This window comes from Mycolicibacterium brisbanense (assembly GCF_001570425.1).
Taxonomy (GTDB): domain Bacteria; phylum Actinomycetota; class Actinomycetes; order Mycobacteriales; family Mycobacteriaceae; genus Mycobacterium; species Mycobacterium brisbanense.
The window spans coordinates 220,336-239,768 of the sequence record NZ_BCSX01000056.1 but is presented as its reverse complement, the minus strand read 5'-3'; the positions used below and the strand labels follow the sequence as shown (position 1 = coordinate 239,768).

Sequence of the window (19,433 nt, the reverse complement as noted above, 5' to 3'; positions counted from 1 at the left end):
TCAGCTCAGCAGAGTGACGATGTCCTGCTTGGTCAGGCCATCCAGCTCGGCCTGAGTGTGCCCCTTGCTGATCGCGTAGGCCTGCCACGCGTCCAGCGGCGCGGTCTGCGCCGGCCGATCGACGACTGGCGCGGGTGTCTCGTCGCCGGTGGGCTCGCTGCTCGCCGCGACAGCGGGCGCGGCGATCTCGCGGACGTGGCCCTCGCGCACCAGACGCTCGCGCTGCTCGTCGTCCAGGTGGGAAATGACAGAACCGGCGTAGTGGTAGTCCACGCGGTAGCTGCCATTGTCGGGCACCTTGACCAGCACGAGCGCCGACACAGCCAGGTACGGCATCAGGCGTCCACTCCGGTGATCTTCCAGGCGCACGCGGGCTCCTGGACGATCGGAACCACGGTGCGACGGGCGCGGATGCGCCAGCCATCGGAGTTGTCGAGCCGCTTGGTCAGCACCTGCAGGTTGTCGACGCCATCGGTGACGTAGCCCTCGCTCGGGAGGTACTCGTCGACGAACGAGCCCAGCACGGTGGAGTCCAGCAGGGTCGCGACGCCTGCGGTCGGCAGGTTCGGCGAGGCGATGAACGTGAAACCACCGATGCGGCGCATGTAGGCGCTCGACAGGCCCTGTGCCACCGGGGCGGTCTCCACTCCCGGGTACTCGCGCGGCAGCAACAGCTGCAGCGTCGGATCCGACACCACGTTGGCGAACGTGGTCAAGCCCAACAGCACGGTATCGGGCATGTATCCCTGCTTCAGCGCCAAGATGTTGGCGTGAGCCCGCATCAGGTCGCGCAGGATCGTCGGTGCCGCACCGGTGCCAGCCCACGATGCGGTGGCCGCGGTGTTCTGCGTGACCGAACTCGCGACGGCCGCCAAGCCAACCGAGTCGATCTGCTGCACGTGGCTGTTCATCAGCTTGCGGAACCCGCGCGCAATGACCGGGTACTTCTGGCGACTGATCGCCTCGTCGGAGAACTCGGTGTCGTTGCCCCACTTGACCGTGTTGGCGGTCAGCGCCGGTCCCGTGGTGATCGAGGTGACCGGGTACTCCGACAGCGGCGCAACAGGCTGCGGCGGCCGGTCGGCGAAGATGGTCTCGTTCTGCTCGTAGAGCACCGATCCCGAGTCGGTCTGCAGTTGACCGGTCAGGATCTTGTCCGAGATGAACATCTGATCGCCGATGGTGCGCAGGGCGCGCAGCACGAGCAGCGGGTCCTTGAGGAACCGCGAGATAGTGAGCAGATCACCCGACAAAGTCGGGGGTGCCGGAGGAAACTCTATAGGCATAACGCCTTACCTTTCGTTTCGCTGCGGTGCGCAGCACGGATGTTTTTGGGCTGCGAAACTCAGCGGAACAGAACGGGCACAAGGTTGTTCGCGGCAGCGCTGGTTGCGATGCCGACGATGTTCGCGCCGTCGGAAGCGTCGGCACCGATGGTGGCTACGGCGCCCGCGGCAGCCGGAATCACGTTGGCACCGGCGGCGATAGCACCGGAAGCAGCCAGAATGTGGCGGCCCTTGGTGTACACGGTGACGGCCGCGCCGGTGGCTGCATCGAACGCGGCCACGCCGAGCCATGCGCCAGACGCGCCCGAAGTCGGCGCGACGGTCTCATTGCCGCTGATGGCAACCAACTGGCCGCCCGTGATCGGAGCGCTGGCGGTGTAGGTGAGCTTCTGCCCGGGAAAGGCACTCGGGGTGTAAACAGCCATGTCAGTTGCCCTTTCCGATTTCCTGGCCGGTGATCTTGGCGAACGCGAACTGGAGGTCGTTGTCGACCGCCGCGGCCTCGGTATCGCGTCCGTAGCCGATCTCTGCGACGGGAATCAGACCCTTGGGCAACTGCGCGAGGGTCGCGCGGATGCCGTCGCGGTCCTTCTCCATCAGGGCCAGCCAGTGATCCTTATTGGCAGGCGCGAGCTTGCCGTCGGCGATGGCGGCGTCGACGAGTTGGCCATCCTCTGCCTTGAGTTGAGAGGCCCGGAAGGTGTGGAATTCGGCGACGGCCGAGACGGTTTCGTCGTACTTAGCCTTATCGACGACGGTCAGGCCAATCTTGGCGGCCGCCGTGGCCAACTGATCGACCGAGGGCTCGGCCGGCGCGGGCGGTGCGGGCTTCTCGGCGACCTTCGCCTCGAATGCCGCAATGATGGCGTCGTCGTCCGCGTCGGCGTCAAGGCCGAGCTTCTCCACGATGCGCTCGTTGAGGGTGGGCACGTTGTGCTCCTTTCCATTTGGGACCTCGGCCTTGACAGACAGAGGGGTCTGGGCGCGCGGCTCGATGTGCGGCGCGGGCGCGGCATCACGGCCGGCGAATCGGAATTTCGACAGGTCGAACGACGCGCGGGCGATGCCGAGTAGGTCGTCATTCTTGGCGGCCGACATCACCTCGTCGGCCAGCCCGGCGGCCACGGCTTCGTCTGCCGTGTACCAGGTTTCGACGTCCATGCGTGCCTGCCAGTCGTCGACCGAGCCGCCAGCCCTGTCGGCGTAGATCGACGCGAGGTTCGCGGACATGCGGCGGAGGTCCTTGGCGACCTTTTCCAGCTCATCGGCGTTGCCGACGGCGACATTCCACGCGTTGTGGATCATCATCTGGCTGTTCTGATTCATCACCACGCGGTCGCCGCCCATGGCGATGACGCTGGCGATGGATGCCGCGATGCTGTCCACGACGGTCGTGATGGTCGCGGGGTGGCCGCGCAACGCGTTGAGAATGGCGATGCCGTCGAACACAGCGCCGCCAGGCGAGTTGATCCGAACGGTGATCTGCTCTGCGTCCAGCTCGGCGAGTTCGCGCACGAAATCGGCGGCCGAGACGCCCCACGACGAAATCTCGTCGTAGATCAGGATTTCCGCCGGTCCGGTCTCGCCGTCAGCCAGGGCCTTGATGGTGTACCAGGACTTCACCACAGCGTCAGCGCTCCATTCGGTTCAATGCGGGCGCGGGGCGTCCGGCCGCGCGTGCGCGCGTTGGTCACGTTGGTTTCGGGCACTGGTGGCGCAGCGGTCTCCGGTGCCGCGGTCTCGGCGGGCGCCTCGTCGGGTTCGTCGGTGGCCTCGTCGGGGTCTGCGGACGGCAGGCCGAGCGTCTGGCGCTCGAACGCCTCCAGGCGGCTGTCCGGCGTGAGAAGTCCAGCGGTCACGAGCATTTGGAGCGCTGCGGCCGTCGCGTCCTGGCGAGAACCGATCTCGTCGACCGTCAGGCGGGGGGCCGGCTCGTCGGGTCCGAAATTCAGGTCGACGAGATCCTCGACGATGTGGGCCTGCGCGATGTCGCGGATGAGTTCGGCGATCGTTTGGACTGATTGGGTGAACGCGTCGGCCTGGACGCTGGCGAGCGCGTAGCTGCCGCCCTTGTCCAGGTTCAGGAAGTGAGCCAGGGCCGCGAGAGCCATTTGCTTGTCGTGGTATTCGATGGCCTGGCGGATAAAGCCGGACGGCAGCGTGCCCTGCACGCCCTTGATGTCGAGCTCGGCGCCGTTCGGCAGCGCCACACCGGCGTTGTTGCCGCCGCGGAACTGCCGCGCAATCTTCAGATAGGGCGCCAGGGCGTCCCAACTGACCTCTCCGGTAGACACGCCCTCGGGCGCGGTGACCACCGGGACGCCGACGCCGTTGCGCCGCGCGGCCGTGGCCTCGATGCGGATCAGCTCATCCTTGAGCAGCCAATGCTTGTAGGCCGGGCGCAGCAGCGAGTTACCCGTCCACACACCAGGATCGCGGTCACGGGTGTAGACGACGAGCCGATTGACCGGGATCAGATCGCCGAACCGGCCGGCGTAGACCACGCCACCGGCAGCACCGCCCATGCCCCCCTCTGGGAACTGCTGAACGCCGACGAGGCCGCCATCGCGCGCCACGTCCCAGTACGCGATCGTGGAACTCGGCCGCGGTGCCAGCTTTTTCAGGTGCGCGCGGCCGGGGTCGGTCACCGTGTCGTAGACTTGCTCGAACACGCTGTGGCCAAAGGTCAGCATGAGCAGCGCCTGCTGCAGGTGCTCGGCCCACGAGAACCGGCCGCGTGTGCGCGACGTGTCCATTTCGTCGTCGGAGGCACCTCGGATTGGCAAGCCGAGGTCGCGCGCGACGAACTCTGTGACCTCGTCGGACGCGCCAGCCTTGTCGATACGCCACGCGGTGCGCCGAATCGGCAGCCCGACAGCGGCCAGGATCGACGCGATGCGGCCGTCTTCGCGGCTCATGCGCGTGTAGGTGCGAACACTGCTGGGCCACAGCAGCTCCGGGACCTGTTCGAACGTGTCCCACTCGGTCCAGCCCGACAGAATGCCCGAATACGGGTTGACGTAGCCCAATTCGCGGGTGGGAGCGCTCAAAACTCCCCCCTTCGGGCCTAAAACGGTGCTGTCAGTGGGTCAAATTCGTCGGAAATGGCCTCCAACTCGGCGTCTACGAGCGGAGGCGGAGGGGTCACCTTCGGTGGCGCGGCGAAGCGCATGAGGCCGTAATGGGCGGCCGTGGCGGCATTTATGGGCGTAATCGGGGCTTTTCCGCCCAAATCCCACGCGAAACCGCCCATCAAATCGCGCTTTCCGGCGTCGCCGACCGAGTCAGTCAGCCGTTTCTGGCCCGAATGCGAGGCATGGGAGTCGTTGATGTCGTCGTACAGCGCGCCACAGGCTCGGACCCACTCGCCTGTGCTCATGATCTCCGGCTCGACGTGCGCCGCGATCAGCTTCTCCTGCAGGCTGGCCGCCGGAGACCGGCCGTCGATGACGATCGCGCACGGATCCCACGCCGTCACAAGCTCGGTGATCTTCTCGACGACCGCCAGGCTCGATTTGAAGCTGTACGGCGACGTTTCGAGGTGCACACGGCCCGCAGCCGTACGCCAGGCCGCGCAGATCACCCAGCGCAGGCCATCCGGCGAGCGGTCGATGCCAATAGCCGGCGTGCCCACGAACTCCGGGGCCCCATCGATGAGCGTGCCCCACTTGGCCGCGTCGATCGCGCCGCCCTTGGTCTTCGGCCAGATCCCGCGAGCCTCGCGGTTCCATGAGTCGTCGTTGGGAATGTTCTCCCGCATGCGTTCCATGGACTCCATCGGCGTCCTGTGCGGAAACGACGGGTTCATGATCGGGTATTGCGTGACGTCGTCGGGTTTCGAGTCGGGATCGGCGCTGAACTCGACGTAGAAGATCTTTTTTGACCGCCCCGACAGCGCCTGATCGCGCTTGGCTGTGAACGCTTCGCCGTCGTCGACCGGCCGCGGCGGCGTGCCGGTGAACCACAGCAGGCCGCCGTGCGGGTTCTGCGCCTGGTTGATCGCAGGCACCATGTCCTCGAGTGCCTTGAGGCCCAAAATCTGCGCCTCGTCGAACACTTCGGAGTCGATCTTGTCCATGCCGCGGCCGAAGCCCTCGGAACGGGCACCGAACATGAACACGCTGCCGTTGGCGAACTGGATCTCTTGCTCGCCGTTGGCCGTTCGAATGCCGTTCGACCGATCCGGCGCTAGGAATGGCTGAATCGCCCTGCGTCGCACGAGACCCTGGATCGATCGGAACGTGTTCGTTGTCGTCCGGTTGTGGTGCGACGTCCACGCGCACCGAAACCCTGGAAATTCGAGGCACAATCCGACGTGGATGGCGCCGACTGTGAACGTCTTGCCCACCTGGCGCGGAATCGATGCGACGTTGCCGCCGACCGACGACGCATACTTGCCGACCTCATCGCCAGGCGCCGGAGCGAGCAATCCCAGCGACACCATGCCGAAACCCTGTTGCCACGGGTCAAACTCGATGCCAACGGACAGCAGGCGCGCCTGCACCCGTGGGAAAACCGACGTGACGATGCCCTCGGGTATGACCAGCTCGCGCGCGACCTCCGAAAGCTTCGGCAGGCTAGATCGCGGAGGCGTCGAACTTGTCGCTGACGGGCTCATTGGCGCCGGAACTCTTGGCCTCGTGCTCGGCGCGCGCGTCCAAAGAGCGGATTTCCTTGTCGATCTCGCGCAACTGGCGCATGAGCGGCGCTAGAGTGTGCGGAGGCGGCCCGGCGTCGATCCGATTGGCGATTGTGTCCCGCATCATCACCAGCAAGTCGCGCTCGCCCTGCTCGGCGGCCTCACTCAGCGTGTCAGGCTTCTTTTTCGGCTCTGGCTTGTCGGCCGCAGTCACCAGCCGGAGGGGTGAATCGGTCATGAAACCCCCTTTATTCGGCCTTTCTGGCGTTTTTTTCGTGCGGGGAGAGAGAAAATGACAGGACGTGCACTGTCAGGTGAGGCCCCCCCGCCTCCAGAAAATCGGCAGGGGGGTCACAGGCGGCTCACAGGAACGCTCTGACCAGCACTTATGGCCAAGCCATGAGATGGGGCTCGGGTTCGTCGTCTTCGGGCTCGTCGACCAGCTCATCATCGAGCAGGTAGTCGCGCCCGTCGCCACGCTGCTGGTTGCATCGGCCGTGCAGCAGGCGATTTGGCAGTGGTATCGGGAGGCCCCGGCGTATGGCTTCGGCCCGCGTCATGTCCCGATGGTCGGCGTGCAGGCTGCCCGAGAACGCTGGCCCGCTTGGGTCGTAGTCCGGGTTGCGGGTGCGATCCCGGTACATCGGTTCCTCGCACCATTCGCACAGCGCACCATCGGTGTGCTGCCGAAGTAGTTCCTTGCGCCGCTGCTGGTGTCGCCAGCCCAGGCCCTGTTGCGTGGTGTTGAGCCGCTTATGGGCCATCGGTGATGTCGTCGTCCAGCTCTACGACTTCGGTCTTGATGTCGGCAGTCAGCGTGATGCCAGTCGGCCGCGTGTCAACGCTGACCGTGTAGCCCATGCGGGTCAGCACCTGCTGCAGGTTGTGGGTCAGGCTCGCCAGTACCTGCGCCTTGTGGCGGTCCGGGATCGCCTTGGCGCGTGGCTGCTTGTGGCCGTTGGCGATCATGTGCAGCGTCGGCCGTGGTGGAATGTGGCCGAGATCAGGATCCGTCATCATCCCCCCAACCGGGTGGCGCTTCACCGAGCACGTCGGCGTACGCGGCAGCGAAGTCAGCGTCTGTGGATCCTCCACTGGCCCCAACGGGATCTGGGGCTGCAAACGTGGCCGAAAGTTTCAGCTTGCCGTCTTCCCACTGGACGCTCAGCTCGCTCACGATGCCGTCGACCAACAGTTGATCTTGATGGACGATTTCAAGACGGCCCATCATGATCGGTATCCCGCCTGGTTGGCAGCGGCGACGTCGGCGACGTTGCTCGTATCGGGCGCTGTGATGTGTGGGCAGTCGGTCGCGGTCGCGCGCAGCGATTCGAGGAACCGCCGGCCGTCGAGCCGGATCGGCTGGCCCGGGTTGCGTCGGGTGAGCGTGCGCAGTGTCGCGCCGCAGAGTCCGCACATGATGGCGATGACTTCGGGCTCGCCGGGATCTGGTGCTGCCACGTCGAGCACGGGCTCGCTGGTGACGCGTAGGCCAACGGTTTTCAGCGCGTACAGGATTGCCTGGCTGGCGCGTTGTGCTGCGGCCTGTGCGCGTTGGCGGTGCTGCTGCGGTTTGCCGATCGGGCTCGTGCCCATGAAGCGAACGGGCGTGCCGTCAGGGTGTGGCAGGCAGTGGAGCTGGCTGGCGATGGTGTCGAGTGCGATGTGTTCATCGGGGCTGTACTCGGTCATGGGCTGCTACCTGATTTCGAAACGAGAAAAGCCCCGGGCAATGGCCTCGGGGCTCTGTGGCGAGTGTCAATCACTACGCCTAACGGCTGCAGCCTACCACGACCGTCGCACCTGACCTTGTCAAGCGCCGACGTTTACTCCAGAACAGAGACCAGCTCGCATCCACGGTTCTGCTTGGGGGACTTTGGTACCTTGCCGGGCCGGGTCTCAGTGAGTCGGCGCTTGTGTCTGTTTCCATCCCTGCTGGTCTCTGTTCTGTTGTGCCTTAAGCTTAGCACCCAATCACGTTGGCGTGCAACACTTTCCGAAAATCAATCTTCTGTTGGCCAGTTGCGGCCGCAGCAGCAGCGGTGGCGGCCGTCATGGAACTCGTCGTATACGCAGATGTGTTCGTAGGGATGGTCACCGTCGCACCAGCCGTCGCCATCGCAGGCGCAGTTGCCTGGTATCGACTCGTCACAGCCGTAGGTGACCGAATCGTGGTCAGTTGCCTGCACACCCGTCATCACGTCTTCTCCTATCGCCGATAATCAGTAATTGCGTCAGCCCGCGGCGAGTGATCCCTCATCGCACCCACGCATCCGTCAGCAACGCGATCGACAGCGCTGTCATCAGGACGCCGAACTCGCGCACGCCGGATGGTCCGATCGTTGCCATACTCCCAATCGGTTTCGGTGTATGTGCCGATTGCGAGCAAGCCCGTCACGGCGGCCAGGATGAGCAAGATCATCTCGCGCTCCATGGTGTCGCAGGGTCGCCGACGTCCACTGTGACCACCCAGTCTCGCACGTTGGATACGCTCCGGTACGTCTCGGCCACACAGAACTTCGGATGCACGTGACGAACTTTCACCTGCAATTTCGGGTAGCTGCCGAGATCCTCGCCGGTCTCGGGGTCGATGATGGGCAGACTGCCGATGCTGAACACGTCACCCGTCATGACGTCGTGCTCGCTTCCACGATTCAGCACCAGCGAAAACTGGTCGATCAGGTGCGCCACGCGTGCCGTGGGCGCGCTCGCAGGCTTGGGATCGGCTGGCGCGGGACCTCCACCGGTGAGGCTCACGGCCTTGATCTGGACGTGCGTCAGTCGCTGAATGCACCTGTCCAGGTCGTCGATGATGGCGCTGTTCACGCCAGGGCCGTGGTAGCGACCGTTGACGAATTCCTCCCACGTGATCGGCTGCGGAATGTCCAGGTTCCGATGTTTCGCACGCCTCCACAGCTCGTCAGCATGTCGACGATCGACGCACACAATGTACGAAAAGTGTTCGGCCGCAAGCGTGAGCACGTCGTGCGACTTGCCACCTTGGCGTGGTTTCACGATGGTTTGCACGATTCCTCCAGTGTCAATTTGCTGCCCTGAATGCGGTAGCTGCCAGCGGCTTCGGCGCGGTCGAACACGTAGAACGACTCCAGCGCTGCCGAGTAGACGAGCGTGCGCCCGCTGGGTAGTTCCTCGGCAGTGTTGGGACTGATGATCTTGATCGGTATCCCCCACGCGTGATGCGTGGACATGTGCCGACGCTCAGCGGTTGGCGGGAACTGCTCGCGCACCGCATCCCATTGCGCCTGAGTGAGATACAGCGTTCCCTCCACGTACTGCGGATGGTTCGGCTCCCACGTCGACGCCAGTTTGGCCGCATTGGTGATCCCTTGAACGATGTCGTCCATCTCGATCAGGTCATCAGCCGAGTGACCGGGAAGACGACTGCCGCCCCACTGTCGATAGGTACTAACCTGAAGCGCTCACACTCAGGGTCTTCGGGCGTCACCAGTAGGTGTTCCACTGACGTGTCATCAACCGGCAAGATCCACTTAGGATCAGCGCCAACATGGATAAGCCAACGGTTTACCTCCGAAACGAACTCGGCGCGGTCGCGATGGCCGTAGCCCCAGAAGATGCCGCCGCTCTCGTCCTCGATCATCTTGAATGTTTCATCACCGTCTTGCGTGATGAAATACCGCTCGTAGGTGGGATTCTCGGTCTCGGTCATGCCCCATCTCGCTTCCTGTGATGTGCGTCGAGCACGTCGCCCAACCTGTAGAACCTGACGTCGCCGTCGCGCGCACACGGCGACAATTCCCGTTGCCGCACGAGGGTTTCCACGCGGCGCTTGTTGAGGCCCTTGCCGAGCAGACCGAGCTTGCCCGCGATCTTCTCGACTTGGCCGGCGGTTACCACCTGGCGGTTGGCCGCACGAACCCGGGCGGCATCGATCACGACGAGATCCTCGGGTGGCAGGTCGACCTGACGCCTGCACTCGTCGATGCAACCCACGATCTCGTCGCACGATTCTTCCGAGCCCGGGATGAGCGCCAGAACGGTGACATGGCTTCGGAGCCAGCGCGATAGCGAGATGTCGTCGTCGTGGCCACGGTAGTAGACCTGGCGTTCTTCGCAGATGAACCGGACCCACGTCACGAGGCAGTTGTGCAACGCGTCGGCCGCATCCGATGCACCGATGTGGTACGGCACGCGCGATTCCGGTTTCTGCCTTCGTGGCTTGCCGAGTCCCGATTTCTGGATCCGGGCCTGGCGCGTCACGGTGACGGCGAGATCTTCGGCGAGCGCTGGCACCGTGCCGAGCTTGTCGCGCAGTTCGGATTGCTTTGGCCTTGTGAGGTAGAAATCCATCAGCGGCCCTCGTTGCGTGCGTCCCGTGCGGTCGCCGACCGGCGGAGCGGGTGGACGTTTCGCTCACTGAATGGCCGCACCTCTGCAGGCACCTCGGCCATCGCGATCCAACGGACGCAGTGGCACCGGTCTATGCCGTCTCCGTAGTCCGCGAGTCCCCCGCACGGAACCGCGCACACGTGGCCGTAGGCGCTGACCCGATGCTGCAACCACTCATGGCCACAGTGGCAGTACTCGTCAAGCGCCTTGACGAGTTCCTCCACCGCGACGTCGAAGGTGCTGCAGGCGACGCCAAGACGGCAGTCCGAGCGTGGCTCCGGGTAGTCCATGCGCCACGGCCAGATCGGGTCATCGGTCTTGTGGATCCGAAATCGGCCTGAGTGCCCCTGTGTGCTCTCGGGCGTCCGATCCCCCACCGATGGCGGTTCTGACGCGTCCTGGACGACGTGGGGCTGTGCTGCGGGTGTGTCAGGCATGTTGGGCCTCCTGGTGATTGCACTTCACGGCGGGCTCGGTGTCGGGGATCCAGTTGGTGCCGTGGCAGGTCGGGCAACTGGCGGCGATCTCGCGGATGCGGCGCTTGTGCTCCAGCTCGTCCGCAGCGATCTGGGCGGCATGACGCTCGTCCCACTCCCTGCGCCTTCGGCACTTGCGGCACGGACCGTCGTAGTTCTCTTTGTGATCGGGGCAATGGGGGCGGGGGTCGTGCGCGTCTACCGACGCAACCCCCCCACCTGAAGTAACCAAAGGAAAAGACTCTGTCTCTGTCTCTGTCTCTGTCTTAGGGTCGCGATGATCCGGCCGGACGGAATGCGGACGTCCGGCCGTTGTCCGCCCGGACGTTTCACCATTTCCGCTGGTAGAGGCTTGGCGCCAACGATTATCTTCGTCGTTGTCATTGGCAAGGTGTGGCGTATCTTCGGCGTAAGTTCCGTCTAGGTACGCGTTAGTACCATCGTGAGAGTTGGATAGGTACGCGTTAGTACCATCGTGAGAGTTGGATAGGTACGCGTTAGTACCATCGTGAGAGTTGGCGCCGCGTCCCCTCTTCGCTGCCCGCGCGGTCCGTTTCCGCTCGGCCTCATTGGCTCGATACGTCGTCACTTCATCGTTCGTCCGTTGATGTTTCGGCCAATTTGTGAGCTGCACGCCGCCGCTGTGAGCGTCTTCCCACAGCGGAGATAGCTCGCCTTTCTTGTTGATGGTGACCTTCAGCGCGGACCGAATCGCTGGCGTGCAGCCGAACATTTTCAGCAACTCGGGACCCACGTAGCCGTCCGTCAATTGCGTTGCTGCGTAGTTACCGGCCAGCCCCCACACGCCGATCGCCGCGGCGCGGATACGCCTCGGGATCGACTGAACCTCGGGCCCGTCGTAGAAACCGAGCGGAATGTTGAAGCCAGGCGGTCGACGCTCGGCCACTACGGCACCCTCCCTTCGTTCCTCGCAGCGACAAACTCGGCATGGCAGTCCTCGCACCGCGTGCGGCCGGCCGAGTGCTCCAGCCCGCACAGGCCGACGCAGAGGCCCATGCGGTAGGCCGCGTTGCGCTCGTCGTCAGTCGCGGCCATTGGCCAGCTCCAGCAGGACGTCCGCGTGGCACGGAGACGACAGCGGGCACCAGCACGCCAGGTCGTGGCCGCGCAGCGGAGACAGCCACGCGTCGAGTCGATCGGGCTCATCCCTGCGGCGAACCGTCATCAGTAGGCGGAACTGGTCAACGGCTTCCTGGGTGTCCATCCCGCCACTCGCGGTGACATAGGCGAAGATGCAGATGTCGGCCGGTATGTGGCGCCAGTTGTCCCGCGCGACACCCCATGACGGGCCGATCAGGGTGTGGCCGTGGTAGATGCGAAATGGGTTGCCCCACCGTGACGGCCGACCTACGTACTTGGCACCCTCTGGCATGCGCCAGCCCGCGACGCGCTTGCGCTGGATCCGCTCAGGCACGGTCCACCGCCGGGTTGTAGACCACTCGCATCGGCCGACCATCGGCCAGCTCGTGAGACTTGAGCGGTGACCGTCCGGCGTGTGTCCAGCCAGCACCCATGTGAGAGTCGCCGTGGCGCCTGGTGCGCGGGATGCCCGCAGCGTCGACGACCACAGTGTCCAGAGGCAACGCGTCGAGCTGCTCGGCCGTCTCGATATGCGGATGCAGCACCTCCGCGATCAGCTCTGTGACGTGCCTGGCGTGCTGCAGCGGGTATCCGCGCCACCCTTCGCACCCCGGCGCCATGCAGCCAGTTCCCCTGACGCCCCAATAGAACTGGTGCACGCGGACGATCTCGCCGATCCGGTCAATGTCGCTCATCGTGTCCCCCACATGGAGCCGCGGCTGCGGCGTCGGGCCCGGCACCGGACCATGAATTCCGCGCTCACCGGTCGACCTCCGCATGGAAGACCAGACGAGCCGGTAGCGGCGGTTCCCCGTACGTCTCAAGCGGCGGCCTGAGCGGTGCATGGATGCAGAACCACCCAGCCTCAAGCCTGACCCACGTCTCCTGGAGCTTGCGCCCCGCGCGAGACACGTACGGGTACACCACAAGAGAGCCGTGGGGCAGTCCGATGAGCTGCTCGGCCGTCTCGATCGTGCGGGCCTTTACCCACTCGGCCTGCACGTGCTCGGCCCACTGTTCGCGGGTCATGTCGACGCCGTGGCTCCAGTTGCAGTTGCAGCCAGCCTCACCGTCGCGCGATGTGAACCACCAGTGCTCGGCGGCGACCTCGGCCAGAGTCGGGAAGTGGCTCATCGCGTCCTCCACATCGAGCCCCGGTTGCGGCGTCGTGCCCGGCACCAGAGCATGAGTTCGGCGGTCATGAGTAGTCACCGGCCTTGCGTTTCGATGCCCGAAGGCTGGCTTCGGCGTAGACCAGCGTGAGTGCCTCGATGATCTGGTCCTCTGTCGCGGTTTCAGCCCAGCCGACGCGAATTTCGACCGTCACCGGTGCGCTGTGGTGGTTCGCCTTGAAGGCGATGCCGTCGCTCATGCGACCACTCCCAGCGACTCGGCCACGACGCCGACGAGATCCCGCGCGGCTGGCGGTGTGACAGCGTTGCCAGCCTGCCGAACCTGCTCGCGCCGGTTGCCGAGGATCGTGTAATCCGCCGGAAAGTCCATGGCGCGTGCGATCTCTCGCGGCTCCAGCATGCGGAACAACACATCGTCGACGTCGATGGTCGGCCGTTCCGCGGTGAGCAGCGACTGATGTCCAGCCGTGGTGATCGTCCGGGCGTACTCGGACACCGGGTTGACGAGCTGCGCGGGATTACCGCGCGCGGTGTTGTTCCGCATCAGCAGCCCGTGCCGCTCCACTGTGGTGCACGTAGGGAGGGCCTTCCCGGTGGGCACGATCCCACCGTTGCCGTAATACGTGGTCACGAGACCGTGGTGCGTGCCCGACGCCGTGACCGTGGCCAGTGGATCCTCCACCGGGCGATGCTTGCTGCCGCCACCGCGCAGCTCGGCGATGAACGCGAGCCCCGTCTCAGCGCGCGTGGTCATCGTGCGGGCGGCCTGGTCCACGGGCGCGGACTGCTTACCGGTGCGCCCCTCCACCGGAACCAACAGCGGCTTCCAGTAGCGGTCGATACCGGCGCGTATCCGCGCGATCGTCTTGTCGGCCAGCGGCTTCTCTCGGTCGCCGATGCGCTGGCCGAGGTGTGACCAGTCGATGATGTCGGCGGCCGGGCGGAACGTCGGCTCGACGATCTGATTGCGGCACTTCACCGACGGGCAGCGGTAGACGTACTGCGCCCGGTAGCGACCCCATGGTGCGCGGTCGGGTTGCTTCCATACCTGCACGGCCCGGACGGGGCCGCACGTCGCGCAGACGGCGTACGGGCGGGTGATCCGATCGAGCGCTGGCGCCGCATTGCCCTTGCGCCAGAACACGATGTAGATCCGGTCTCGGCTCTGCGGTGCGCCTTCGCCGAACACCTGCGCGTGCATGGAGTTCAGATAGACGATGCGGTGCGCGTAGCCGATGGATTCCATCGCAGCCAGCCACGCCTGGAAGGGTGGCCAGTAGTAGACGTCGACGACGTTCTCGACGATGACCGCCTTGTAGTGGTGGAACTCGGCGAACCGCACGACGTCCCACATGGTGGCCCGGGACCGTTCGGCCGCGGCGTCGGGCAGCGTCTCGCCGAACAGGTCAGGCTGCTTGTCGGTCCGCTTGATTCCTTGGGCGATGGAGTGTTTCGTGCACGACGGCGACAGCCAAGCTATGTCCGTGGTCGGGAACATGCGCGGATCCACCTGCGACAGGTCCGCACACCTGTGGTCGGTCGTGGGGTGGTTCTCCGCGTGGGTGTCGACGGCCAGTTGCCAGTGGTTCCCGGCGACAACCACCTCGACGTCGGGAATCATCGCGGCGCCGGTGCTGGATCCGCCCGCGCCGCAGAACAGGTCGGTGAGGGTCAGCGTCACGCGGGTACCCCCTCCGGCTGACGCTTCGTGCTACGCGACGCAGCACGGCCCGCACGGCATGCCTCGCACACCGGTTCTTTCGCGTGGACGTGCTGGTAGTACCCGCGCGGTGTGCCGTGTTCGCGCGGCGCCGCGGGCCTGCCTCGTTTCATCGGGAATTCGCCCGCGTTGGGATCGAAGTACTCACCGCCCCAGACGCCGAACCGCTGTGCCACTGCGCGGCATTCGACCCGAACTGGGCACCTGTCGCAGACCTGGAAGGCCGCCTCTCGGCCCGCGAGGTCACTCGGCAGCGGGAAAAACAGCTCGGGATCCATGTCGCGGCACGCCGCCTGGTCGCGCCAATGCGTCATGCGCCGGCCTCATCGAGTGCGCGGACGGTCTGGCACGGGTGCAGGAATTCGCGAGCGATCCCGTTCTCGCCGTAGTAGTCGTCCACCTCGATCGCGAGGCCGTAGCAGTGATTGCAGACCGTGAGTTTGGCGACTATCGGGTGGTCATCCTCGTGTTCTTCGCAGTCCTCGCTGCAGGTGACGTCCAGCTCCTCCGGCTTGTGCAGCTCCCGAACCGCCGCGATCCCCCGCGTCTGGCGTTCGACGAACTGCGTGGTGGCCATCACCTTGTCAGCGGCCGACAGGATGCCCAGCGCCGCGCCTTCCTCGATCGCGTCCAGCGTGTTGAAATGGGTCACGGTTCGACCTCCGCCTCGTGTCCAGTGATTCCGTTGTGCCGCTTGATGTATTCCTCGGCGCCGACGACGTCCGGGAATTCGGATTGCACGTGCGGTGGGCACTGGCAACACGTGACGATGAAGCTCACTGCTCGATCGCCTTGCGCTCGGGTATCACTTCGCCGTCGACGATTCGGCTGACGTGGATACCGAACCCGTAGGCGTAGTAGAACGGGTTACCGCACGACCAGCCAATTTTGAGCTTCAGCACGTCGCCCATGTCGGCGAAGATGTGCCACGTCTCGTACCCGTCCGTGGTGCCGACGCCGGTGATGATGTGGTCAACACTCTCGGGGCTCAGTAGGAACGTTTCGAGCGTCGTGTGGGCACAGCAGTCGTCAGTGTCCTGCATGACAACCTTTGTGCCGTCATCGAGTTCGATGATGAACCCATAGACGTCCTCGAGTCCCTCGACGCCGTACCTGTTGACAACAGCTTTCGTGCGACCCTTGGTGGCTGAGACGATGCGGTGGCCCACGACGGCCTGGCGCAGCTCCTCGACGTTGTCGGGCATCGTGCCGTCGTCCTCGTCGGTGCTGAGTTCCTCGGTCGGGTATCGGTCGATCGCGGTCATTACTGCACCTGCGCTTCGGTCTCGGCGATCTCCTCGTAACCCTGCGGCTCCTCGTCAACCGTGCCGTCGATGTAGTCCGCCGTGGACTGCACGCCGGGCGGAAGCATCAGGGCCTGCGAGCGGGACAGGTCGGTGCCCGCGCGGTCGTCGTTGACAATGGCGGCGTCGAGCCGTGTCGTCTTGGGTGCCAGCTTCAGACCCTGCTTGAGAACGGTTTTCCGCTCCATCCAGTGCTGCACGTCCTTGATGTCGCCGGAGGATCCGACTTTGCCCTTGCGGAGTTCCTTGACCTCGTCGGCGGTCAGCACCGTGACGAGCGGGTCGGCGTCGGCCACCTTGACGACAGCCCAGAACGCAATGGGCTCGCCGCGGTCGGCCGCCTTCCTGTGCACGAGCACGGTGTTGAGCCCGTCTTCATACTCGAAATGGTCGTTGGCGCCGACCCAGTCGGTCTTGATGCCACGGGCGCGCGGGTGCTGCCAGAACAGCTTGACGATGCCCTGATATCCGATGATCAACTGGCACTCGACAACTCGCCTCCTGGTGTCCCTGTAGGGCACCAGGTAGCACTCCCCGTTGATGCCGGGCTCGAGTCCGAGCGCCGATGCGGTGAGCAGTGCACCGGCGAACGATTCCTGCGTGCAGTCGTCGAGCGACTGGCGCGTGATCCCGGCGGCTTTGGCGTTGCGACTCTTGCGGATCTCGGTCTGCACGATCCGGGCCAGACGGTCGGCGTCCATGCCCTTCGGAATCGCCCTGGTCAGTTCCGGGATCATCACCTGGAGGACTTGGGAGATGGTCGTGGGTCGCTGCTCCGGCTTCGCGACGGCGGTCTCGGTCATGCGTAGTACTCCTCGGATAGCGGGTCAACGTCGTACAGGTAGTCATCGGTGATCAGGTCACCGACAGTCGGGCCGTGGCTGAATCCGTAACCCGGGATGGTGATCACCACTTCGGCGTCGGCGTAGCCGGGCCAGCGGTCGGAAGCCAAGCAGTCGGCGAACAGGCGGATGGCGTCGCGGTTGCGCCTACGGCCCTCCTCGAGCGATTCCTCGTCGTAGCGCACCACACTGACGGCGTAGGGTGGTTCCTTCTCCTGGACGATGAACCGGAACACCGGGTTATCGGCCGCGCCAACAGCTTTCGCGAGGTCGATATACCAGGCAGCTTGCATGAAGTACTTGAGCTTGTAGAAATCACGGTGCAGCTCTTCGGGATTCGCCGTTTTCGCGGTCTTGTAGTCGTCGATATCGCCGTTGCTCTCGATCCAGTCGCAACGGCCCCGCAACCGGATCCCGGTCTCCGGGTCGGTGTGGTAGAGCGCGACTTCGGCGTCACCTTCGCGAAAGAACCGTTGCGACACGGGATCGGCGAACAGTTTGGCAACCATCGCATCGGCCTTGTCCGCGTCGTCGATGTGGATCGGCACCAGGCCGAGCGACCGCGCCCCCTTCTCGGCGTCCTTCCACATCGTCGTGGCGCGCGGGTTGGCGGCCACGCTGCCGTCCTTGGTGAGCCCGCAGACGCGCGGGTCGAGTACCACAAACTCGGCGCCCTTGCCGAGCACTTTGCGGTGTGCGACGTGCCCGAAGTCCCACTCACGTTTGGGTTTACGCGGGTTGTCGCGGTATTCCTTGAACTTCTCGGGACTCGATGGCGGTAGCAGCAGCTTGGCTGACGACACGGACAGGCTGCCCAGGTCGGCGTGGTAGGCGTCCTCTGACACGTGGCGATGTAGGCCGTCAGTCTGCGGGATGCCGCTGGGTCGGTCGGCGCAGTGCTTGCACAACCATTCGCGCCGGTTGTCATCCCAGACGGCCTCCTCGTCGGGCTCCTGGTGATGGTCGATGCCTTTGGGTGTGCACACGTCGCATTGCGCCAGCGGCTCGGGAAGTGGTTCGGTCACAGCATTTCTCCCAATTTCGTTGTGGCGCCGATGTCTTCGATAATGAGGATTTGCATGGTGTCGATCTCGGCGAGAATGCGTTCTGTCTTGTCGCTGACCTTGTGTGACAGGTCGGCGGCAGTCCCCCTCGGAAGCTCATCGGAGAGCGTCTTGGCGATGGCGATGGCCTCGTGTGCCTGCGATTCGAGCCCGCGCGCCATGGCTCGCATCTGCCGGAAGATCTGGCGGAGTTGGTTGGTTCGGCTGTCGGTCATGCCGCACCTGCCCGCTTGGCTCGGCGCTGGTCGATTTCTGCGGCCTTTCGGCATGCCGGTGAGCAGTAGGTGGATAGCCCGTGTGGCGGCATGAATTCGGCCCCGCAGCGCTTGCACGGGCGCGCCTCGAATGTGCTGCTGCCCTTTCGGTAGCGGTCCGCCTCACTCAGTTTGCGGCAGGCCGTCGAGCAATAGATATTCCTGCCGTGGGCTGGCTTAAAGTCCTTGCTGCACCGCTTGCATGGCCGCTCATCGGGTTCGAGGAATCGGTACGTCGGAGCCTGCCCCTGTTTGATGCGTGCCCGCTGCTTGGGCGCCAGGCCTCCCCAGATGCCGAACCGCTCGTCGTGTTCGATGGCGTAGGCGAGGCATTCCTCGCGAACGGGGCAGCCTACGCAGATCAGCCGAGCCTTGCGGGCGTCGCCTTCCTCGGGAAACCAATCGTCGGCATCCTCTGTCGCGCAGGCCTTTCGCCGCATCCAGTCCTCGGCGACGTTCAGTGTGAGTGCTCCAGCAATACCGCTCACGCAATTAGCTCCCTGAGTCCACGCCTGCGCATCGCACGCATGAGCTGTGAGTACTGTCCTATCTGCGAGTGAGTGAACCCGCGGCCTCTGAAACGCGCTTGCACAGTTCGGGGGCTGCGGCCGATGGTGCGCGCAACCTCGGTGAGCGATGCGCCGTCGTCGAGAAGCCGTTCCGCGATGACAACCTGTTCGGCGTTCAGCGGCAGTGGGGCCGGCTTCGCAATGCCCGCTTTGGCTCGCAACCGCACGACGTGGCGCGTGGTGCAGCCGAGTATCGTGGCGATTTGGGGTGCCGAGTAGTTCTGCTTGGTGAGTTCGACGACGCGCTCTATGGAGAACTTCGTGAACCTCGCGGTATGGGCGCGTCTTCTCGCGTAGTCCACCTGATTGACCGAAATCCGCATCTCCCGGGCGATCTCGGCCCTGGATCGGCCCGCCAATGTCAGGTCGACTACTTGGGCGTCCTGCTCGGGCGTCAGCATGAGACCGGCCACAGGTCGATGGGCTCATCGATCGCGACCATGTCGAGCGTGAATCCTGGTCGACCCTCCGGCGCTGCGTGCCGTGCCTTGTGGCAGCCCGGATCGATCTCCATGCCGCTCGAGTGCCTGCCGACCACGTGCGGGTTGCTCGGGTCCAACGGCTTCATCTTGAACGTGATCCGGTTCCTGATGCGTCGCGGTGCGTGGAACGGCGATTTCATGGGCGTCAGAACTTCCGTCGATCCGATGAACTGTGCGAAGATGCTTGCGGACATT

General features: G+C 64.8%; 31 protein-coding genes. All 31 read right to left on the bottom strand.

Features of this window, described 5'->3' with window-relative positions:
• The 31 genes from RMCB_RS33950 to RMCB_RS33800 all read right to left on the bottom strand — a co-directional run bounded on the left by RMCB_RS33950 (nt 1) and on the right by RMCB_RS33800 (nt 19,432).
• Nucleotides 1–336 carry a hypothetical protein gene (locus RMCB_RS33950; protein WP_062832238.1) on the bottom strand — a complete coding sequence of 112 codons (336 nt, stop codon included), beginning with the start codon at nt 334–336 and terminating at the stop codon, nt 1–3.
• Nucleotides 336–1,286 (bottom strand): phage major capsid protein, encoded by a 951-nt coding sequence (locus RMCB_RS33945; RefSeq protein WP_062832237.1) that lies wholly within the window; start codon nt 1,284–1,286, stop codon nt 336–338. The genes RMCB_RS33950 and RMCB_RS33945 overlap by 1 nt, the downstream gene beginning before the upstream one ends.
• A gap of 59 nt (nt 1,287–1,345) precedes the next feature.
• Nucleotides 1,346–1,711 (bottom strand): capsid cement protein, encoded by a 366-nt coding sequence (locus RMCB_RS33940; RefSeq protein ID WP_062832236.1) that lies wholly within the window; start codon nt 1,709–1,711, stop codon nt 1,346–1,348.
• Nucleotide 1,712: 1 nt separating this feature from the next.
• On the bottom strand, nt 1,713–2,912 hold the full coding sequence (locus RMCB_RS33935; RefSeq protein WP_062832235.1) for a head maturation protease, ClpP-related: 1,200 nt from the start codon (nt 2,910–2,912) through the stop codon (nt 1,713–1,715).
• Nucleotides 2,906–4,315 (bottom strand): phage portal protein family protein, encoded by a 1,410-nt coding sequence (locus RMCB_RS33930; protein ID WP_234792343.1) that lies wholly within the window; start codon nt 4,313–4,315, stop codon nt 2,906–2,908. Before RMCB_RS33930 ends, RMCB_RS33935 begins: the two co-directional genes overlap by 7 nt.
• A 38-nt stretch (nt 4,316–4,353) precedes the next feature.
• Complete coding sequence (locus RMCB_RS33925) at nt 4,354–5,364, bottom strand: hypothetical protein (protein WP_201028387.1); 1,011 nt, start codon at nt 5,362–5,364, stop codon at nt 4,354–4,356.
• Nucleotides 5,365–5,863: 499 nt separating this feature from the next.
• Nucleotides 5,864–6,163: a flagellar protein FliT gene (locus RMCB_RS33920; RefSeq protein ID WP_062832233.1), complete on the bottom strand. Its 300-nt coding sequence runs from the start codon at nt 6,161–6,163 to the stop codon at nt 5,864–5,866.
• A gap of 148 nt (nt 6,164–6,311) precedes the next feature.
• Nucleotides 6,312–6,689, bottom strand: a complete 378-nt coding sequence (locus RMCB_RS33915) for a hypothetical protein (RefSeq protein ID WP_072278595.1) — start codon at nt 6,687–6,689, stop codon at nt 6,312–6,314.
• On the bottom strand, nt 6,679–7,020 hold the full coding sequence (locus RMCB_RS33910; protein ID WP_165606366.1) for a hypothetical protein: 342 nt from the start codon (nt 7,018–7,020) through the stop codon (nt 6,679–6,681). Before RMCB_RS33910 ends, RMCB_RS33915 begins: the two co-directional genes overlap by 11 nt.
• A gap of 132 nt (nt 7,021–7,152) precedes the next feature.
• Nucleotides 7,153–7,617: a hypothetical protein gene (locus RMCB_RS33900; RefSeq protein WP_062832229.1), complete on the bottom strand. Its 465-nt coding sequence runs from the start codon at nt 7,615–7,617 to the stop codon at nt 7,153–7,155.
• 726 nt (nt 7,618–8,343) lie between these two features.
• Complete coding sequence (locus RMCB_RS33890) at nt 8,344–8,952, bottom strand: hypothetical protein (RefSeq protein WP_131805609.1); 609 nt, start codon at nt 8,950–8,952, stop codon at nt 8,344–8,346.
• The gene (locus RMCB_RS33885) at nt 8,937–9,290 is read right to left on the bottom strand and encodes a hypothetical protein (protein WP_062832226.1); all 354 of its coding nucleotides are present in this window, start codon (nt 9,288–9,290) and stop codon (nt 8,937–8,939) included. Before RMCB_RS33885 ends, RMCB_RS33890 begins: the two co-directional genes overlap by 16 nt.
• 5 nt (nt 9,291–9,295) lie before the next feature.
• A complete protein-coding gene (locus tag RMCB_RS33880; protein ID WP_062832225.1) occupies nt 9,296–9,613 on the bottom strand; it encodes a hypothetical protein in 318 nt (105 codons plus the stop codon).
• Nucleotides 9,610–10,254, bottom strand: coding sequence for a hypothetical protein (locus RMCB_RS33875; RefSeq protein ID WP_062832224.1), 645 nt, complete (start codon nt 10,252–10,254; stop codon nt 9,610–9,612). The genes RMCB_RS33880 and RMCB_RS33875 overlap by 4 nt, the downstream gene beginning before the upstream one ends.
• Nucleotides 10,254–10,730, bottom strand: a complete 477-nt coding sequence (locus RMCB_RS33870) for a hypothetical protein (protein ID WP_131805608.1) — start codon at nt 10,728–10,730, stop codon at nt 10,254–10,256. The genes RMCB_RS33875 and RMCB_RS33870 overlap by 1 nt, the downstream gene beginning before the upstream one ends.
• A complete protein-coding gene (locus RMCB_RS35930; RefSeq protein ID WP_131805607.1) occupies nt 10,723–11,676 on the bottom strand; it encodes a hypothetical protein in 954 nt (317 codons plus the stop codon). The genes RMCB_RS33870 and RMCB_RS35930 overlap by 8 nt, the downstream gene beginning before the upstream one ends.
• Before the next feature lie 135 nt (nt 11,677–11,811).
• Nucleotides 11,812–12,204 carry a DUF4326 domain-containing protein gene (locus tag RMCB_RS33860; protein WP_062832221.1) on the bottom strand — a complete coding sequence of 131 codons (393 nt, stop codon included), beginning with the start codon at nt 12,202–12,204 and terminating at the stop codon, nt 11,812–11,814.
• Nucleotides 12,197–12,565: a hypothetical protein gene (locus RMCB_RS33855; protein WP_131805606.1), complete on the bottom strand. Its 369-nt coding sequence runs from the start codon at nt 12,563–12,565 to the stop codon at nt 12,197–12,199. Before RMCB_RS33855 ends, RMCB_RS33860 begins: the two co-directional genes overlap by 8 nt.
• Before the next feature lie 64 nt (nt 12,566–12,629).
• Nucleotides 12,630–13,082, bottom strand: a complete 453-nt coding sequence (locus RMCB_RS33850) for a hypothetical protein (protein WP_131805605.1) — start codon at nt 13,080–13,082, stop codon at nt 12,630–12,632.
• On the bottom strand, nt 13,069–13,242 hold the full coding sequence (locus RMCB_RS36205) for a hypothetical protein (RefSeq protein WP_165606365.1): 174 nt from the start codon (nt 13,240–13,242) through the stop codon (nt 13,069–13,071). The genes RMCB_RS33850 and RMCB_RS36205 overlap by 14 nt, the downstream gene beginning before the upstream one ends.
• Nucleotides 13,239–14,684, bottom strand: a complete 1,446-nt coding sequence (locus RMCB_RS33845; protein WP_062832218.1) for a DNA cytosine methyltransferase — start codon at nt 14,682–14,684, stop codon at nt 13,239–13,241. Before RMCB_RS33845 ends, RMCB_RS36205 begins: the two co-directional genes overlap by 4 nt.
• Entirely contained in the window at nt 14,681–15,037 is a 357-nt protein-coding gene (locus RMCB_RS33840) for a WhiB family transcriptional regulator (protein WP_062832217.1), read from the bottom strand. Before RMCB_RS33840 ends, RMCB_RS33845 begins: the two co-directional genes overlap by 4 nt.
• Nucleotides 15,034–15,375, bottom strand: a complete 342-nt coding sequence (locus RMCB_RS33835) for a hypothetical protein (RefSeq protein ID WP_062832216.1) — start codon at nt 15,373–15,375, stop codon at nt 15,034–15,036. The genes RMCB_RS33840 and RMCB_RS33835 overlap by 4 nt, the downstream gene beginning before the upstream one ends.
• On the bottom strand, nt 15,372–15,503 hold the full coding sequence (locus RMCB_RS36875; RefSeq protein WP_264028715.1) for a hypothetical protein: 132 nt from the start codon (nt 15,501–15,503) through the stop codon (nt 15,372–15,374). The genes RMCB_RS33835 and RMCB_RS36875 overlap by 4 nt, the downstream gene beginning before the upstream one ends.
• Nucleotides 15,500–15,988: a DUF7448 domain-containing protein gene (locus tag RMCB_RS33830; RefSeq protein ID WP_062832215.1), complete on the bottom strand. Its 489-nt coding sequence runs from the start codon at nt 15,986–15,988 to the stop codon at nt 15,500–15,502. The genes RMCB_RS36875 and RMCB_RS33830 overlap by 4 nt, the downstream gene beginning before the upstream one ends.
• Nucleotides 15,988–16,830, bottom strand: coding sequence for a phage-derived integrase/recombinase RecT (locus RMCB_RS33825; RefSeq protein ID WP_084388677.1), 843 nt, complete (start codon nt 16,828–16,830; stop codon nt 15,988–15,990). The genes RMCB_RS33830 and RMCB_RS33825 overlap by 1 nt, the downstream gene beginning before the upstream one ends.
• A complete protein-coding gene (locus tag RMCB_RS33820; protein ID WP_201028385.1) occupies nt 16,827–17,894 on the bottom strand; it encodes a PD-(D/E)XK nuclease-like domain-containing protein in 1,068 nt (355 codons plus the stop codon). The genes RMCB_RS33825 and RMCB_RS33820 overlap by 4 nt, the downstream gene beginning before the upstream one ends.
• The gene (locus RMCB_RS33815) at nt 17,891–18,148 is read right to left on the bottom strand and encodes a hypothetical protein (RefSeq protein ID WP_062832214.1); all 258 of its coding nucleotides are present in this window, start codon (nt 18,146–18,148) and stop codon (nt 17,891–17,893) included. Before RMCB_RS33815 ends, RMCB_RS33820 begins: the two co-directional genes overlap by 4 nt.
• Entirely contained in the window at nt 18,145–18,675 is a 531-nt protein-coding gene (locus tag RMCB_RS33810; RefSeq protein ID WP_062832213.1) for a WhiB family transcriptional regulator, read from the bottom strand. Before RMCB_RS33810 ends, RMCB_RS33815 begins: the two co-directional genes overlap by 4 nt.
• Nucleotides 18,672–19,169: a helix-turn-helix domain-containing protein gene (locus RMCB_RS36330; RefSeq protein WP_062832212.1), complete on the bottom strand. Its 498-nt coding sequence runs from the start codon at nt 19,167–19,169 to the stop codon at nt 18,672–18,674. Before RMCB_RS36330 ends, RMCB_RS33810 begins: the two co-directional genes overlap by 4 nt.
• Complete coding sequence (locus RMCB_RS33800) at nt 19,151–19,432, bottom strand: hypothetical protein (protein WP_062832211.1); 282 nt, start codon at nt 19,430–19,432, stop codon at nt 19,151–19,153. The genes RMCB_RS36330 and RMCB_RS33800 overlap by 19 nt, the downstream gene beginning before the upstream one ends.
• Nucleotide 19,433: the final 1 nt, after the last annotated feature.